This window comes from Suicoccus acidiformans (genome assembly GCF_003546865.1).
GTDB lineage: Bacteria > Bacillota > Bacilli > Lactobacillales > Aerococcaceae > Suicoccus > Suicoccus acidiformans.
The window spans coordinates 2,488,339-2,505,827 of the sequence record NZ_CP023434.1 but is presented as its reverse complement, the minus strand read 5'-3'; the positions used below and the strand labels follow the sequence as shown (position 1 = coordinate 2,505,827).

At 42.0% G+C, this 17,489-nt stretch carries 15 protein-coding genes; 12 read left to right on the top strand and 3 right to left on the bottom strand.

What is annotated here, in order from left to right:
* Positions 1 to 57: 57 nt before the first annotated feature.
* Both CL176_RS11835 and CL176_RS11830 read right to left on the bottom strand, forming a co-directional pair.
* Positions 58 to 885 (bottom strand): helix-turn-helix domain-containing protein, encoded by an 828-nt coding sequence (locus CL176_RS11835; protein ID WP_118991476.1) that lies wholly within the window; start codon positions 883 to 885, stop codon positions 58 to 60.
* Positions 886 to 1,153: 268 nt separating this feature from the next.
* Entirely contained in the window at positions 1,154 to 1,861 is a 708-nt protein-coding gene (locus tag CL176_RS11830; RefSeq protein ID WP_118991475.1) for a glucosamine-6-phosphate deaminase, read from the bottom strand.
* 189 nt (positions 1,862 to 2,050) lie between these two features.
* Between CL176_RS11830 and CL176_RS11825 the strand changes: the two genes are divergently transcribed.
* The 5 genes from CL176_RS11825 to cls all read left to right on the top strand — a co-directional run bounded on the left by CL176_RS11825 (position 2,051) and on the right by cls (position 7,047).
* A complete protein-coding gene (locus CL176_RS11825) occupies positions 2,051 to 2,770 on the top strand; it encodes an HAD family hydrolase (protein WP_118991474.1) in 720 nt (239 codons plus the stop codon).
* On the top strand, positions 2,771 to 3,946 hold the full coding sequence (locus CL176_RS11820; RefSeq protein ID WP_118991473.1) for a hypothetical protein: 1,176 nt from the start codon (positions 2,771 to 2,773) through the stop codon (positions 3,944 to 3,946).
* Positions 3,947 to 4,068: 122 nt separating this feature from the next.
* The gene (locus CL176_RS11815) at positions 4,069 to 4,440 is read left to right on the top strand and encodes an ArsR/SmtB family transcription factor (RefSeq protein ID WP_118991472.1); all 372 of its coding nucleotides are present in this window, start codon (positions 4,069 to 4,071) and stop codon (positions 4,438 to 4,440) included.
* Between the two features lie 58 nt (positions 4,441 to 4,498).
* Positions 4,499 to 5,320, top strand: a complete 822-nt coding sequence (locus CL176_RS11810) for a hydrolase (protein WP_240430558.1) — start codon at positions 4,499 to 4,501, stop codon at positions 5,318 to 5,320.
* A 164-nt stretch (positions 5,321 to 5,484) separates the two neighbouring features.
* Positions 5,485 to 7,047, top strand: coding sequence for a cardiolipin synthase (gene cls, locus CL176_RS11805; protein WP_118991471.1), 1,563 nt, complete (start codon positions 5,485 to 5,487; stop codon positions 7,045 to 7,047).
* A 48-nt stretch (positions 7,048 to 7,095) separates the two neighbouring features.
* On the opposite strand, the gene CL176_RS11800 is transcribed toward cls, so the two are convergent.
* Positions 7,096 to 7,704, bottom strand: a complete 609-nt coding sequence (locus CL176_RS11800) for a hypothetical protein (protein WP_118991470.1) — start codon at positions 7,702 to 7,704, stop codon at positions 7,096 to 7,098.
* Positions 7,705 to 7,997: 293 nt separating this feature from the next.
* On the opposite strand from CL176_RS11800, the gene CL176_RS11795 reads away from it, so the two are divergent.
* The 7 genes from CL176_RS11795 (at position 7,998) to CL176_RS11765 (ending at position 17,485) form a co-directional block, all read left to right on the top strand.
* Positions 7,998 to 10,145 carry an ABC transporter ATP-binding protein gene (locus CL176_RS11795; RefSeq protein WP_118991469.1) on the top strand — a complete coding sequence of 716 codons (2,148 nt, stop codon included), beginning with the start codon at positions 7,998 to 8,000 and terminating at the stop codon, positions 10,143 to 10,145.
* The gene (locus tag CL176_RS11790) at positions 10,129 to 11,919 is read left to right on the top strand and encodes an ABC transporter ATP-binding protein (protein WP_118991468.1); all 1,791 of its coding nucleotides are present in this window, start codon (positions 10,129 to 10,131) and stop codon (positions 11,917 to 11,919) included. The genes CL176_RS11795 and CL176_RS11790 overlap by 17 nt, the downstream gene beginning before the upstream one ends.
* 155 nt (positions 11,920 to 12,074) lie before the next feature.
* On the top strand, positions 12,075 to 12,803 hold the full coding sequence (locus CL176_RS11785) for a SanA/YdcF family protein (protein WP_162890975.1): 729 nt from the start codon (positions 12,075 to 12,077) through the stop codon (positions 12,801 to 12,803).
* A gap of 345 nt (positions 12,804 to 13,148) precedes the next feature.
* Entirely contained in the window at positions 13,149 to 14,147 is a 999-nt protein-coding gene (locus tag CL176_RS11780) for a D-2-hydroxyacid dehydrogenase (RefSeq protein WP_118991466.1), read from the top strand.
* A gap of 17 nt (positions 14,148 to 14,164) precedes the next feature.
* Positions 14,165 to 15,121 carry an ABC transporter substrate-binding protein gene (locus CL176_RS11775; protein ID WP_162890974.1) on the top strand — a complete coding sequence of 319 codons (957 nt, stop codon included), beginning with the start codon at positions 14,165 to 14,167 and terminating at the stop codon, positions 15,119 to 15,121.
* A gap of 17 nt (positions 15,122 to 15,138) precedes the next feature.
* Entirely contained in the window at positions 15,139 to 16,104 is a 966-nt protein-coding gene (locus CL176_RS11770) for an ABC transporter substrate-binding protein (RefSeq protein WP_118991464.1), read from the top strand.
* Between the two features lie 439 nt (positions 16,105 to 16,543).
* Positions 16,544 to 17,485 (top strand): ABC transporter substrate-binding protein, encoded by a 942-nt coding sequence (locus CL176_RS11765; protein WP_162890973.1) that lies wholly within the window; start codon positions 16,544 to 16,546, stop codon positions 17,483 to 17,485.
* The last annotated feature ends 4 nt before the right edge of the window (positions 17,486 to 17,489 follow it).

Sequence of the window (17,489 nt, the reverse complement as noted above, 5' to 3'; positions counted from 1 at the left end):
ATAACCTAGCAGCAAAAGAGGCTCCCAAATCGGGAGCCTCTTTATTTAAGCTATACGTTAGTTACTTTGAGCGATCTCTTGACGGTAATTCTTGCGAAACTGAGATGGAGTTAAGTGATTACTTTCTTTAAAGGTCTTTGAGAAATGTGATGGTGAATGAAAGCCAACCATATCTGAGATTTTAGAAATCGTCAAATCAGTTTGCTTGAGTAAATTCTCGGCCTGCTCAAGACGTACATGAATTAAATAATCGATGGGTGATAAGCCTGTTTTCTGCTTAAATAAGCGTATAAGATAATACTTATTAATATCAACTAATTCGGATAACTGATCTAAGGTAATCTTCTCATGATAGTTTTCGCGGATGTACTGTTGAACTTTATCGATATCACTATTCTTGGTCTGAATGGTTGAGTCCTTAATTGAAAGTTCACTGTTCCTCAAGATATGTACCATAACTGATTCAAGCAGCTTCCTCAAGATAATGTCTGAGCCTCTGAAGCGATGATTATTCTCAATGAGTGCAAGCTCCAAGTATCTACGAATCATGCTATGTTGATCGTTGATGATAAATAGCTCATTGGCTGAGTTAATATCTAACGACGACGTAAACAACACCCCAGTTAATACTACTTTTATCCATTCAATTTTACGAACGGGGATGAAAGTTAAAGCGTTCCCTGGATTTAGAATGACTAGATCTCGTTTTTTCATTTCCTGCTTTTGTGTATCACCATTAATAATATAATCGCTAGCGCCTTTATTAAAGTATAAAAGGATCAATTCATTCTCTGAATAAATTGTCACCTCATCGTCTACTGCTACCGTCTCGTTTTCAATGGATTTTAATTTAATTGAAGCAGAATTAACATTTGAGATATACATGTGAACCTATCCTCCTTTCAATGCAATACTAAGAGGGGCGAGAGAGGATATAATAGAAATAAATTGTTCATAGTAAAGATAACACAAAAGGTTTAAAATATAAAGAAAATAGCCTTATAAATGCGCGTATTAACAAACTTTAGTTACTATGAACCGGGATAAATTGGGGGCACTATTTAGTCATTTATAAATGAATTTTAAAAGAGCACAAAAACCCGAAAGATACACAGCATAAGAATCTGTAGTATCTTTCGGTCAATAAAATACATCAATGACTGAGTAGGCTAGCTGAATCTTGGTCTAATAACACGGTGACATTCTCATGGGTCTGTAATACACTGGCTGGGAGCGCTTCAGTGACTGATCCTTCAATCATTCCTTTGACCGCTTGCGCTTTTGCTTCACCAAATGCCATTAACACAATCTGCTTACTGTTTAAGATGGATGCAATACCCATAGTGTAAGCTTGTTTAGGGACATCTGCTTCGGATTCAAAGAAGCGTTGGTTTGCTTGGATGGTTGCCGGTGCTAGGTCTGTTAAATGTGTTGTAACTTCAAAGGATGTTCCTGGCTCATTAAAGCCAATGTGCCCATTAGGACCAATACCCAGAATTTGGAAATCAATGGGATGATTTTTAATGACTTGATCATAGCGCGCCACTTCTTCTTCAGGATCTTCAGCCATACCATTCGGGATAAATGTTTCCTTGAATGGTTTTGCTTTGAAAAGTTTATCCTGCATGAAGTAAGCATAGCTTTGCTCGTGATCGGCTGGCAGACCTCTATATTCATCTAAGTTCAATGCGTAAGCGTCTGTGAAATCTAAATCAGATGCTCTTAACAACTCATAGAGTCCTTCAGGACTTGATCCGGTTGCTAAACCAAAAGTTGTTGCTCCGTCTTCTTTAGCCGCGGCTAATAGACGAAAAGCCTCTTCAGTGGCCTCCTGAGCGGATTGAAAAATTTTAATATCCATTATGTCGCCTCCTATGAAGGTATTTTACCATATTTGAGTACGAACAGTTGAAGAATTCATGAAAAAATAATATTTTTTTAATATTTTAAACTTTAGCAAGGGTGAATGCGGATATTATCACTTAATTTTTATGGGAAATGTGGTATAATCACACTGATATGAATCGCTTGAAAGCAATGGAGGAGAAAGATGCTTAAAGCTATTTTGTTTGACAAAGATGGCACGCTGATTGAGTTGGGAGAAACTTGGGATGAGCCGAGTGTCGAAGTGGTAGATTTATTGCTAGGGCGAAAAGTATTGAGTGCTACTGAGAGGAAGCGGATGGACCGTTTATTAGGTATAAACGAGTCACGCACAGGTCTTATACCGAACTCCCTTTTTGCGACGGGGAGTATCGAAGAACAAGCGGATATCCTTGCTGAATATTTAAACGAGGACCCCAAGGAGCTAGCTCATTTTATTGAGTCGCATTATTTAAACTATATCCAACATGCAAAGATGCCGGCGAAATTGATGTCCGGAAGTATAGAAGTGTTAAAGGCTTTAGAAAAGGACTACATTCTAGGTGTGGTGACGAATGATAATCGAAGTATTACGATGGTTACCTTAGAGCGAACAGGCTTATTGGACTATATGTCCTTTGTAGCTTGCGCGGATGATTTCGGACCGAAGCCTAAACCTGACGCGCTTCATGTCTTTGCCCAGGAGTATGAGGTTAGCTTGGATGAAATTGCGTATGTGGGTGACTCAAGTATTGATATGGCCTATGGGCAACTGACACAAGCAGCGATTGGTTTAGCCATTGATGACGCCCACTTAGCGCATTTAGAAGAGGCTGATTATATTATACGTTCTTTAGAGGAACTGCCGGAAATTATCCGACGAATTGAAGAAAGATTGGAGAAGTAAATGAAGCGAGTAAAGATAATATTGACAACGATGGTGCTTGGCTTATTGCTTGCAGATGTGTCTAAAGCAGTATTGGCCGAGAATATTTCACCGATTGAATCTATAGAATGGGGTACTGGTGTAACAAGTGAATCCGTGGAAATGAGCGAGGAGAGCGAAGCGGAAAGCCAAAGTACAGAGAATCTTGAAGCAGCAAGCGGTGAAACTGAAGAACCAGCGCAGGAAGACAGCGCGAAGGAGGAAGATTCAATGGCCGAGGCTTCTGAATCTTCACTGGAAGAAGTAAGTACTCCTCAGGAACTGTTAAATCGCTTAATTAATGGTAATGATACGAAGGTTCTACAATACACAGTCTTTGATTTAATGGCCGGTCAGATTCAAGGGATACAGAAGGTCTTGATGTACGGAGATAATTATGCCTATTTAAGTCGTAACGAACCCCCTTATCTCCCGCAAAGCATCATGTTTGAAGTAGACGCAGAAGGGACGCCTCAACGTGTCTTTGTCTCTTTAGAAGATGTCATGAAATATGCGGCAGATGCCATGACAATCTTCCCTGAATCTTATGCAGGTACGGTTGTAGAAGAGTTCTACCAATACAGCCAAGAGCATGCTGCTGAGCTTGAGAATAAATTTGTTGAGCTGGATTTATCGGAGGAATTATTAGCTGATTACCAAGAAGCTAACCAGTTAAATCAATGGCTACTTCAAGCGGTTGCGTCATGGATGGATACAGAAGGCATCGATGCAACCCGTGTGTCTGAAGAAGGGGCAGATTTATTCCAAATTGAACAAGACGAGGCTTTACATCAACAATTTAATGAGATTGCCCAAGGTAAGGCGAGTGATATGAATGCTATTGCTGACTTTACTGGTAACTTTACAGAGGGTTATTTCGGCAGTGTGTCTTTTGCATATGCATTAAATGAACTAGGTGTAGCTTTATTAAATCAACCGAATGAAACAGCGGACACAGGCTTAGAGTACTATCTCAATATAGCGGATGTGTCTTTCTATCCAATTGAAGACGAACAAATTCTCAGTCAGGAAGCTTTCGAGGAATTGCTTGGCTTTGAGTTCTTACAAGCATTGCAAGAGCTAAACGCATCTCTTGATACCCAAGAACTTAAGAGCCAACTTGAGCAAGTTATGACTGAAGAGAACCAAGCAGAGTAACGGGCTACTGATACATTCATACAAGGGATGAGCGTTTGAGTGGTCGAAGGGCATTTGATTTGATTGGTTTTCTCAAAGGTTCATTGTTAGAATATGAAAGGTATAAGGAGCGAAGTATAAGAATGCAAGAATATCAATTTAAGGATGAGAAGACGATTGAAGCGATTGCTGATCGTTTAGAAGATGAAGTAGACAATGATGATTTTAAGGAAGTAGCCAATACATTTCGAGTATTAGGCGATTTAAAGCGCTTGAAAATTATTGCATTTCTGCATGATCAAGGTGATTTATGTGTATATGAAATTGCGAAGTTGTTGGATGCCTCAATTGCCACAACCTCCCATCATTTGATGATTTTGCGCAATCAAGGGCTTATCCAATGTGTGAAGCAAGGTAAGCATGTGATTTATTCACTAAATGATGATCGAGTCTTGCGCTTGATTGCTATCGCAGAGCAGATTAATGCTGAACAATTGGCCGGTATTTATCGTTAAGCAAAGTTTCGGATGTAAATAATTCTGTAAGAATGTATGAATGCATGAGGTGAGTTCTATGAGCAAAGAGCAGCGAATGAAGTCAGATTTTACTTATGATAATCAACATTTAACCTATCAATCTGTCACAACGCAGTTGAATGAGAATAATGAAACGGAAATTATCATTCGAGACGTTGAGCCGACGACACCGGTTAAGACAAAGAAATTTATTCCAAGTTATCAAGCGACATTAAAGAGCAGAATTGTAGAAGTTCCTGAAGAAATCTACGAAGCTTCAGGTATTATGATTTTAGGCCAACGGATTAAGTCGCTGTTATTTACAACAGATGTTGCCATTATTAAGAATAGCAATGCCCAATCTGTTATGGCGGTTTATCCCTTTACCCCGCAATTAACAATTATGCAAGCGATTCTGAATGTATCTTCTGCCCCAGTCTTTCTCGGAGTAGGCGGGGGGACGACAACAGGCAAGCGCAGTGTAGATTTAGCTTTTCAAGCGGAGCAACTGGGTGGATACGGTGTTGTTGTCAATGCTCCTATGCAGAATGAGGTCATTAAGCAAATTAATGAAGCGATTGACATTCCGGTGATTGCAACGGTTTCTTCTCCTTACGATGATTATATCGGTAAATTAGAAAGTGGCGCGGATATGTTGAATATCTCTGGAGGCGCAGGCACGGCCGCTTTAGTAGCGAAGATTCGGGCGGAAGTTGGTCCAACAGTACCGATTATTGCCACAGGAGGCCCGACGGGCGATACAATCACGAAAACGATTCAAGCAGGAGCTAATGCGATTACTTATACACCACCTGCGAGTGAGGAAATCTTTGCGACCTTAATGGAGAAATACCGTGAAGATAGTAAGCATAAGGATTAAAGAATATTCCTCAAAAGAACATTAGGCTTCTTTTGAGGATTTTTGCGTGTTAGTACTAGATTTAACTATGTGAGCTTGGGGGTCAATTGTGGCTGATTGGGTAACGTCCCCAAATAGCTCTCATTACGGTATAATAATCATTCAGAATTGAAGAGGAGATAAGCATGAAGAATATACAAGGAAAGCCCCGCTTGGAACGCATTGTGTTTATTGCCATCGTATTTTTAATCCAAATTGCATGGTTTGTTATTATATTCAAACGATTGATAGATTACGCTGCGTGGATGAATGTCGTCTTAATCGGACTGTCACTCGTCATTATTCTCTATATTATCCGCAATAATGATAGTCCGGCTTATCGCACCAGTTGGATTATGTTGATTGGTCTATTTCCTATTTTCGGTGGTCTCTTATATTTCCTAACGGGAAATAAACGTCCAGCGAAGGGGATGCGCAATAAGCTCTATAGCCAACAGACGAAATTCTCACATGTTATGGAAGAAGTACCGGATGCCCAGGAGGAATTGCAAGCTTTGGATTCCCGTATCGGTGGACTGAGTCAGTATTTACGCTCCTATGATAATATGCCAGTGTATTCCAATACGGATGTTAAATACTTCCCTAGCGGCGAGTCAATGATGAATGATTTAATTTATGATTTGAAGCAAGCCAAGAAGTTTATCTTTATTGAGTTCTTTATTGTGGAATATGGGGTTATGTTTGATGCGATTTTCGATGTATTGAAGGAGAAGGCACGAGAAGGGGTAGACGTTCGCTTTATTTATGATGACTTTGGTTCAATAACTCGCTTGCCTGTAAATTTCGATGAGCAATGCGAAGCCCTTGGGATTAAGGCTTTGAAATTCAACCCCGTTAAGCCAGTTGTATCGCTACTTTACAATACGCGCGATCACCGCAAGTATGTTATTATTGATGGCAAGATTGGCTATACCGGTGGCGTAAATATTGCCGATGAGTATATTAATGTGAAGGAACGCTTTGGCTACTGGAAAGATACAATGATTCGAATGGATGGGCCTGCAACATGGAATTTAACTGTCCTATTCTTAAATATGTGGAATGCCTTCTATCCGATTGATCGAAGCTATGATGCCTTCTATGATCAAGAAATGATGGTAGCCTCCCAGGAAAGTCTAACTACGACGGAAGAGTACCTTACGGAAGGCTTTGTGCAGCCGTTTGGCGACTCTCCACTTGATGAAGAAGCCCTAGGTGAGAATGTCTATCGGGATATGTTGAATTATGCAGTGGATTATGTCTATATTTATACACCTTATTTGGTTATTTCCTATGAGTTGCAGACAGCTTTAGAAATGGCAGCCAAACGCGGTGTAGATGTTCGTCTGATGACGCCAGGTATCCCTGACAAAAAACTCGTATTCCGTATGACCCGTTCTTATTACCGGCCGTTACTTAAAGCTGGTGTAAAAATCTATGAATACAGTCCTGGCTTTCTACATGCTAAGTCAATGGTTGTTGATGACGTGATGGCAACAGTGGGAACGATAAATTTTGATTATCGCTCTTTGTATTTGCACTTTGAGACGAGTACTCAACTCTATTACCATCCGATCATTGCTGATATTAAAGCAGACTTTCTTGATAGTCAGGCACAGTCACGCCAGATTACCTTGGCAGATACGAGAACTAGCTTCTTAGGTGAAATATGGGATTCTATCCTACGCTTGATTGCGCCGTTTGTATAAGAAGACGTTAAAACACCCTAAGTTTCCCAAGAAACTTAGGGTGTTTGCTTATTTATCAATTGCTTCATTATAAAAGAGGGGGCTAGATTGGGTAGTGAGGTGCAGGGGTGTGACGATTTGCTTAGCTTCGTCATAGTAGCCCAATAGTACGAGACGATTTCTAGAATAGGTGAAGACTTCGTTGAGAAGTTGGATGTCATGATTTGGATGTAAGGCTTCAGCGTTTTGGTAGGACATAGGAATGATAATGCGTAAAGCGTATAAGGTATTTCCATCAACGGTAAAGGATACCTGGTCCAATTGAGGCTTTAGGCTGTTAATCCATTCAATCTTCTCGAGTTCTTCAATGAGTTCCGCGAGACGATCTGGGTCGATTTCTTGCTGGTTTTCGGCTTTCTCTTCCGGTGAGAAGTCCTCTTTGTAGTAGTTAATCATTGCTTCGCGTAATTCCTCTACGCTTAAGCCTACATCCACGGTGGCTTGCGGTAGCTCTTCTGTCGAATCGTCGTCTAAGGCTCTTTCGTTAAAGAGCGGTTGCATCTGAGCGCTATATTCGGTTGCGTTAGTTGTCTCGCTCGCTTGATTTGCGTAAACAGTAGGAGAGAATACATTTACGAGCAGGAGTATCAGCAATAGGGCTTGTTTTATTTTGTTCAAAGAATTCACGTCCTTTAGTTTGTATTGATCGTTTGAGTCAACTAAGTTGAAACAGATATTCAGACTGGTATAATACATAAGACTGCTTAAAAGTATCAACTCTTTCCAATACGCATCTCTCTTGATTATACCAGAAATCACGAGGTATTGTTGTAATGGGAAGAATTCTTTTGTGATTTTTCTGTGAAAAGCTTTTGAGTAAAGGTATCATATATGGCTAGTCTCGGTTGGTTACAGCGGAGCTTCTTCATGGATAGAGCAGTGAATACATTATAGAGAAAGGAGAAGATTCATTGAAGTTTTTGATGAAACAATTGAAGTCGCAGTGGCTTATTATACTTGTATTGCTGGTTAGTCATATATTTAGGGCCCACTTTACCCTGCTGCTGCCTTCTTATACATCAGATTTAGTGGATGTCGGGATTCAGAATAGTGGCTTTGAGTATGCGGTCCCTTTGGCGATGAATCAAGATGATTACGCCCACTTAAGTCCGCTATTGTCACAAGAAGAAAGTGAGACTCTCGCAACACATTACTATCAAGATAATCGAGGCAATTATGTATTACATGAAGCGGTGCAAAAAGATGACGTACAGATGCAAGCGCTACAAAATCATTTAATTGAAGCAATGGCTTTGTATCAGGAGAGTGATTCCCTCCCTCAGGAGGCTTATGCAGATCGAGATGCCGCCTATGAGCAGTTAGTGGCCTATGGCGAGAATCATGTGCATAACTTGGGTGTACAGACAGCTTTAAGTTTTTATCGCAATGCCGGCTACAATCCACATGATATTCAAGTGCGTTACTTACTTGTCCAAGGTAGCATTATGGTGGGTATTGCCTTGATTACGGTGATGATAGAAGTTTTCGCCTTTTATTTATCGTCTATTCTGGGAGCCAATGTCGGCAAGCAGCTGCGCTCAGAGACCTTTGATAAAGTATTGCACTTTGGAGAGACGGAGATTAATCAATTCTCAACTGCGTCTTTAATTACGCGAACGACTAATGATATCCAACAAGTACAAATGACCATTGCGATTTGGTTTAGAGGAGCTGCCTATGCTCCGTTCCTGGCTTTAGGTGGGATGTACTATGTACTCAATACACAGAAATCAATGGCTTGGATTTTAGCCGTGGGGGTCGGGGTTGTCTTTGGTCTGATTGCGGGCTTAATGGCCTTGACCATGCCGAAATATCAAATTGTGCAGAAATTATTTGATAAGGTGAATTTAATCGCGCGCGAGGTTTTGACAGGCTTGCAAGTCATTCGAGCTTTCGGCCGACAAGGTTATGAGACGAAGCGATTTGATCAAGCGAACGAGAAATTGCAAGGCACGCATTTATTCACAGGTCGGGTGATGTCTTTAATAGGGCCGACTATTACTTTGGTAATGGATATAACAAGTATCTTTATTGTGTGGTTTGCGGCACAGAATATTGCCAGCGGGACTATGCAAGTTGGGGATATGATGGCTTATATTACTTACTCGATGCAAGTGATGTTTGGTTTCTTGATATTTGCCGGAATGTCGATGCAAATTCCGCGTGCTTTAATTTCATTAAATCGGGTGCGGGAAGTCATTGAGACATCGATCTCAATTCATGAGCCTCATGAATCGGTAGTGCTGGAAGATGTGGCAGGAGTCGTTTCATTTAACGACGTATCTTTTACTTTTAATGATGCTGAAGAGCCTTCTTTAGAACACATCGACTTCACTGCCCGTCCAGGTGAGACGACAGCAATTATTGGAAGTACCGGTAGTGGGAAATCAACAATTCTAAATTTATTAATGCGCTTCCATGATGTGAGCGAAGGATCTATTACTATCGATGGGGTAGATATTCGTCAATTGAGCTTGAGACAGCTACGGGATTTAATTGGTTATGTGCCCCAAAGGGCGGTTTTATTCTCTGGGACAATTGCCAGTAATATCGGCTATGGTGTTGAGAATTTATCTGAGCCAGAGCTTGAGCGAGCAGCACAGATTGCCCATGCCGAGGAATTTATCCAAGGTAAAGCCCAAGGTTATGATGCCCCTATTTCACAAGGGGGCAGCAACGTTTCGGGTGGGCAGAAGCAACGCTTATCCATTGCGCGAGCGATTGCGAAAGATCCTGAGATTTATATCTTCGATGATTCTTTCTCTGCCTTGGATTACCGAACGGACCGCTCATTAAGGCAAGTGTTGAAGGAAGAAGTAAGTGATGCGACACTTATTATCGTAGCCCAAAGAATAAGTACCATCTTAGATGCAGATCAAATTATTGTCCTGGATGAAGGCCGCGTGGATGGCATTGGGACCCATGAAGAGTTATTAGAGTCTTCATCTGTATATCGTGAGATTGCCTCATCCCAATTATCGGAGGAAGAATTAGCGCAAACGTCTGATGCGAATGAAAGCGAAATAGAAATGGAGGGATTTGATGCGCCAAAGATTTAATAGTATGTCGACCATGTTCACTAGCTTAAAACGTGTGTTAAAAGGCTTAGCTGAATTTAAAGGACTTATTGTCGTAGTGCTCATCTCTACCGTTCTTTCAACCGTCTTAACCATTTTCGGACCACGTGAACTAGGGAAAGCCACTACTTTAATATTTGAAGGCATTACCCGCTTAGTTCAAGGAACAGGGGGGATGGATTTTCAAGCCATCGGGCGTGTACTAGTATGGGTGGCTACCTTATATATCATTAGTGCGATTTTCAGTGCAATTCAAGGTTATGCCATGATAACGATGACCGAGACATACACTTATCGCCTGCGTGAAGCCATGATGGACAAAATAAATCGGATGCCAATGGCCTATTTCGAATCAACGCCTTATGGCGAGGTGTTGTCACGGATTGTCAATGATGTCGATACGTTGGGGGCATCCCTAAGTCAAAGTGCGGCACAATTATTAACTTCGGTAGCAACGATTATCGGTATAGGTATCATTATGTTTTCTATGAATGGTCTTCTGGCTATTCTGGTGATTCTAATTGTGCCAGTGAGTGTGATTATTATCCAATGGATTACACGTTACTCGCAGAGATACTTCCGCAGCCAACAGCGCACTTTAGGCGTGATGACCGGTCAAGTCGAAGAGGTTTATTCAGGCTTGAATATTGTCCAAGCTTTCAATCAAGAAGAGGAAACGAAGGAAGAATTTGAGGCGAGTAATGATCGGATGTGGCAAGATGCTTGGCGTTCTCAGTTCTACTCAGGGATTTTATTCCCTTTGATGCGCTTACTCTCTAACCTAGGTTACGCAATGGTTGTCATTGTGGGTGCCTTTCAAGTCATTATGGGACGCATGAGTGTTGGCGAAATCCAAGCCTTTACCCAGTATGTGAACCGATTTACTCAGCCGATTTCGCAGATTTCGCAAATTATGAACTTAATGCAGACGATGGCTGCTTCAGCAGACCGAGTCTATGAGTTTCTAGATGAAGCGGAAGAGTCGCAAACAGAAGGGGATAACTTAGTTGTGGCTGAGGTTGAAGGGGATGTAACCTTTGAGCATGTGCACTTTGGTTATGTGCCAGGTCAAACAATCATTCATGACTTTAGTGCCAGGGTTCAATCAGGCCAGAAGGTGGCTTTAGTTGGACCAACTGGGGCTGGTAAATCCACGATTGTGAAGTTGTTGATGCGCTTCTATGATGTGGATGGCGGTAGTATTCGCTTAGATGGAGAGGCGAATACGAGGTATAGTCGGCAAAGCTACCAGCAAGCGATGGCCATGGTCTTGCAGGACACATGGTTATTTAAAGGAACCATTATGGAGAATATTCGCTATGGTCGCTTAGACGCAAGTGATGAAGAGGTCATCAAAGCGGCCAAGCAGGCACGGGTACACCACTTTATTCAATCCTTGCCAGGAGGCTATCACTTTGAGCTATCAGAGGATGCGGCGAATATCTCTCAAGGTCAAAGGCAATTATTAACCATTGCGCGGGCTCTTTTAGCAGATCGTCCCGTATTAATTCTGGATGAAGCAACCAGCTCCGTCGATACACGGACTGAAAGCTTGATTCAAGAAGCGATGGTCGAGTTGATGAAAGGGCGAACAAGTTTCGTAATTGCTCACCGTCTGTCAACTATTCGAGATTCAGACTTGATTTTCTATATGGAAGACGGGGATATTGTCGAGCAAGGTGATCACGATACGCTGATGGATTTAAGTGGACGTTACGCGAATCTGTATAATAGTCAGTTTGCTGCCAATGAATGAGTTGGATAAATATCAGTAGAAACGGGTGAGGAAATTCATCCGTTTTTTGCTGGTTATTTAGGGGGCTTTGTTGTATGATACATTTATTTGAAAAGGGACAAACTGAAAAGAGATAGACTTACTTGCCGACGGGGATGTTTGTCTGGGAGGGAAATATGAAGGTATTAAGGAAAATTCAAAGGGGGATGAAGATGTTCTTGCAGTTCATTCTTGCAGCGCTAGTTTTAGCGGTACTGGGACTTGTCATAATAAATGCCTTTGTTGTTCTATCAACAGCCCCAGATATTTATGCATCTGTTGAGGAATACCAAGCGGATATGGGAGAGTATCGTGATTGGCCTATACTAGTCTTAGGGGCAGGCGTGATTGACAACGCATATCCCAGTACGATTCTACAGAAACGCTTAGATACTGCCGAGGCTCTTGGGGAGATGAATGCCGATCAGTCTTTGATTATGTCAGGGGATCATCGGGAGGACAATTATAACGAAGTGGGTGTTATGAAAGCTTATCTAGTTGAAGCAGGCCTTGCTAGTGAGCGTATTTACTTAGATCATGCGGGGTATTCAACCTATGATAGTCTCTTTCGTTTGAAGAAAGTCATCAAGGAAGACCAAGTTGTGCTAGTGACCCAAAGGTATCATTTGCACCGAGCGCTGATGTTAGCAAGATTCTTAGGTATTGATGCAGTTGGCGTGGCGGTTGAGGAGTCTAGTTCAACCAGACTGGAGCGGGAAAGCCGCGAAGTGGCCGCCCGCATGAAAGACTTTGCGGTATGTTATCTCGGTTACCAACCGCCTATGCCTACGCGCGAATATGGCTTTTCCTTGGATGACATGTCCGGAGACGCGACGAACCAGAAAGAAAATCTCGAAAATCATTAAATTATTATGAGTAACCCCTTGACATAAATGAGAATCTTGCTATAATGTATTTAACTTATTTGGAAAGGAATGGAATTCGATGGCACAGGTCAAATTGCACAACGCAGTCTTTTTTAACAGCAACTTTAGATAGTGTTTGTATCTGAAACTGTAGATACAAACACATTTCAAACAAAATGTTTGTATCTATGGGGAGCTGTTATTTATGCGTGCCCACATAGATTGCAAAAATCTAAAGTGGGCTGACAGGACCGGTGACAATCGGAGACATTCAGCAAATTAACCTGCGATTAGATTTTTGTAAGTCTAATCGTAGGTTTTTTTATTATTAAAAGGAGAAAGATCATGGAGAAAATATTAGCATATCGAACAACGGAAGAAGAAAGAGAGTTTATTGAGGCTTGGTCTAAAGAGCATGGGGTAAAAGTTGACATGATACCTGAACCCTTACTTCCTGAGACTGTTCATCTCGCAGAGGGTTATGATGGGGTAACGACAATGCAGATGGATCCGATTGTTGACCCGGTGTATGAAAGACTAGAAAGCTACGGTATTCATAATATTGCCCAGAGGAGTGCCGGTTTTGACATGTATGATTTGCCCTCAGCGACGAATCATGGCATTGTCATCTCCAATGTGCCGAGTTATTCACCGGAGTCGATTGCTGAATTTGCGGTTTTCTCTGCCTTGAACTTGGTGCGAAATCGTTCCCTCATTCAAGCGCGAGTAGATGAGCAGAATTTCTTATGGGAAACAGAAATTCGGGCGCGCCCAATTAACGCGATGACGGTCGCAGTTATTGGGGTCGGGCGGATTGGCTCTCGGGTAGCTAGAATTTATCGGCAAGGCTTGGGGGCGAAGGTGATTGGCTATGATATTGAGCCGAAGGCTGAATATGACGATCTGTTGACGTATGTGGATAGTTTAGAAGAGGCCATCCAAGATGCCGATATTATTACTTTGCATACACCACTGGATGCATCGAGTCATCATATGTTTGACCGAGAAACCTTAGCAAAAGTGAAACCAGGGGTCATCCTGGTCAACACTGCTCGAGGTGGCTTAGTGGATGCAGAAGCGCTTATTGAAGCAATTGACCAAGGCTATATTGCCCAAGCAGCCATTGATGTTTATGAACATGAAGCACCTTATATGCCGAAAGACTGGCGTGGTCGTACCATTGAAGATGCTACTTTCCAGGCTATTCTAGACCATCCGAAAATTGTTTATACCCCGCATATTGCTTATTACACAGACGTGGCAGTTAAGAACCTAGTCCAAGGTGGCCTGGATGCGACCTTGGAGGTTATCCGCACTGGCGATTGTCAAACACGCGTGAAATAATTCAAAGGAGGATAATGATGAAGAAATATATCCAAAGATTACTAGCATTAACGCTAATTATGGTGGGAGCTCTGAATCAACCTATGGTTGCTGCGGAGGACGTGATAAATATTGGTATTTTACAGCACGTTGAACATGGCTCCTATAACGAGACTTACCGAGGTATTGTTGAGGGTTTAGCTGAAGCTGGCTATATTGATGGTGAGAATGTGAACATTCACTATGAGAATGCTAGTGGCAACACTTCTACCTTGCAATCCATGTCTGACAAGTTAGCCCGAGATAATGACGTCCTCGTGGCTATCGGTACGCCTGCCGTACAATCACTAGCGAATGCCACGACGAAGGTGCCGATATACCTAGCTTCGGTTACCGATCCTGTTGGTGCGGGTGTAGCCCAAAGTATAGAAGTCCCTGGTGGTAATGTGACTGGAGTGAGTAATCTAGGTCCAATTGCTGAGCAGATTTCCTTAATGCAAAGTGTGTACCCAGATGCACAGAAAATTGGTCTAATCTATAATGCGGGGGAAAGCAATGCCCAGTATCAAGTTGATATTGCCGTGGCAGAGTTGGAAGAACGGGGCTTGACGCCGGTAATTCAAACGATGTCGTCTACAAATGATATATCATCGGTACTTTCAAGTTTGCTACCTCAGGTTGATACGCTGTTTCTAGTTACTGATAATACCACGGCCACTGCCATGGCTTTAGTAGGAGATATGGCCAAAGACCAACAAGTGGGCGTCTTCGGAGGGTCAAACGATATGATTCTTGAGAATGGACTAGCAACCTATGGCTTGAACTATTATGACCACGGCAAGCAGTTAGCCAATATGTTGATTGATCATATCGAAAATGATACAGTTCCAGAGAATACACCGATTCAATATACTGAAACTTTAGAATTAATTGTCAATGAAGATTTTGCTGAAGCCATTGGTATTGACCCAACCGGAATTAAAGCACCTGAATAAAGAGAGGAAGAATAAATATGCATAAAGTAACTAAATTATTGGCGAGCGCAGCGCTCCTTGTAACTAGCATCCTAACACCCTTAGCTGCAGCAGAAGTTGAGGCTGAAGAAACTCTAAAAGTTGGTATCTTACAATATGTGGAACACGAGTCATTGAACCAAACTTATGAAGGCTTCTTAGCTGAATTGGAAGCCAATGGCTACGTTGAAGGTGAGAACCTTGATGTGAATTACTTAAATGCTTCAGCCGACAATGCTAATTTACAATCCATGAGTGAAACACTGACGAATTCAAGTGATTATTTATTCGCTATTGCGACACCTGCAGCCCAGAATCTGGCTAATATTGAGAAAGAAAAGCCGATTTACTTCTCAGCAGTTACCGATGCCGTAGGAGCTAAATTAGTCGAAAGTAATGAAGCGCCGGGTGGGAATATGACTGGAACCATCGATGCTGGGCCGATTGAAGAACAAGTCAATTTGCTCATTAACATTGTCCCTGAAGCCGACCGCGTTGGATTGATCTATAACTCGGGGGAGACGAATTCATTGAGTGAAGCTGAGAAGGCCAAGGCAGTCTTTGCAGAGAAAGGGATTGAAGTGGTAGAATCTACCGTAACTTCCACCAATGATATTTCCCAAATTGTCGGAGCCCTCGCGAAAGAAGATATTGATGCAATCTTTACCGTAACAGACAATACTATTGCCAGTGCAATGACGCTCGTGGGTGATTTAGCAATTGAAGCAGGCCTCCCTTTAATTGGCGGATCGACCGATATGACACGTGAGAACGGTTTGGCCACATATGGTTTAGATTACTATGAATTAGGCCGTCAGACAGCACGCATGTTGTTGCGCCAAATTGAGGAAGATTTAAGCCCAAGTGAGATGCCGGTGGAAACAGCAGAAAACCTTGAACTGGTTGTAAATGAAGATGTAGCAGAGCAGTTAGGTATTGATCCTAGCTCTATTCAAGCACCTTAAAATGAGAAAATGATGATAAATCTTAAATAATCGCTTGACTTTTATCAGATTCTCGATTAACATAGGTATATCAAAAAAAGAAAGGACTAAGAAGATGAACGTATGTTTACTTGCAACAGCATCTTACTACTACAGCTACTATGGATAGCCTTTGTATCTTCAATAGATACAAACGGGCGTTTGTATCTATGGGGAGCTGTCAATGAGATGTGCCCACATAGATGACTGAAATCTAATGTGGGTGAAGTAATCAGCCGACTTCTTAGAACGAACTTGTCGACTGAAGAACCTCTGTTAGATTTTGGAATCTAGCAGAGGTTTTTCTTTTGCATGTAGGTAATTAAGAGCATTTAGCTAAGCGTCGCCATGCGATAAGTTTTGCGTAGTATGTGTTTGATTGGTGTAAATGGAGAAAAATAGAGTGAAAGAAGGAATATCAATGAATAAGTGGATTAAAGGTATATTGTTCAGCTTGCTAGCTTTTATGAGTCTAGTGCCGAAAGCTGCTCAGGCAAATGAAGAAGCTATTCGCATCGGAGTGGTACAATACGTAGAGCACGAAGCTTTGGATGCTGTTCTGGAAGGTTTCCAAGAAACCTTGAATGCTTCAGCGTACGGTGAACGCATTGAATGGGACGTGAACAATGCTAGTGGTGTGCAAGCGACATTGCAATCAATGAGTGAAGCGGTCGCAAGAAATAATGATATTATCTTTGCGATTGCTACACCGGCTGCGCAAACTTTAGCGGTGACAGAGCAAGAAAAGCCAATTTTTATTGCAGCGGTTACCGATCCAGTTGAAGCTGGCTTAGCTGAAAGTATGGAGCACCCGGGGAGAAACGTGACGGGGACGAGTGATATGGCCCCTATTGACGAGCAAGTGGATTTATTGGTAAGGAATTTCCCCGATGCAAAGAAAGTGGGTCTGATTTACAATTCCAGTGAAGTAAATTCACAAATTCAAGCCGATCGTGCCATTGAATTACTTGAAGGCCAAGGTCTGTCTACGAAAGTAGCTACAGTTATCAGCACGAATGATATTGCCCAAGGGTTAAACTCGTTGATGGATGAGGTGGACGCCCTATTTATGGTAACAGACAACACCATCGATAGTGCGATTTCCCTTGTTGGCGACATGGCTAAAGAAGCAGGCATTCCAACCATCGGCTCAAGTGCCGAAGTGGTAGAGACCAATGGTCTAGCAACCGTGTCGAATTCTTACCGTGATTACGGGGTACAAACGGCCGAAATGGTTATTCGTATGTTAGATGAGGATTTAAATCCAGCTGATATGCCAATCGAATTGGGTAATGCCTTTGAAATTATCGTGAATGACGCTTTTGCCGAAGCGTTGAATATTGACCCCGCCAGCATTAAATAAAGGA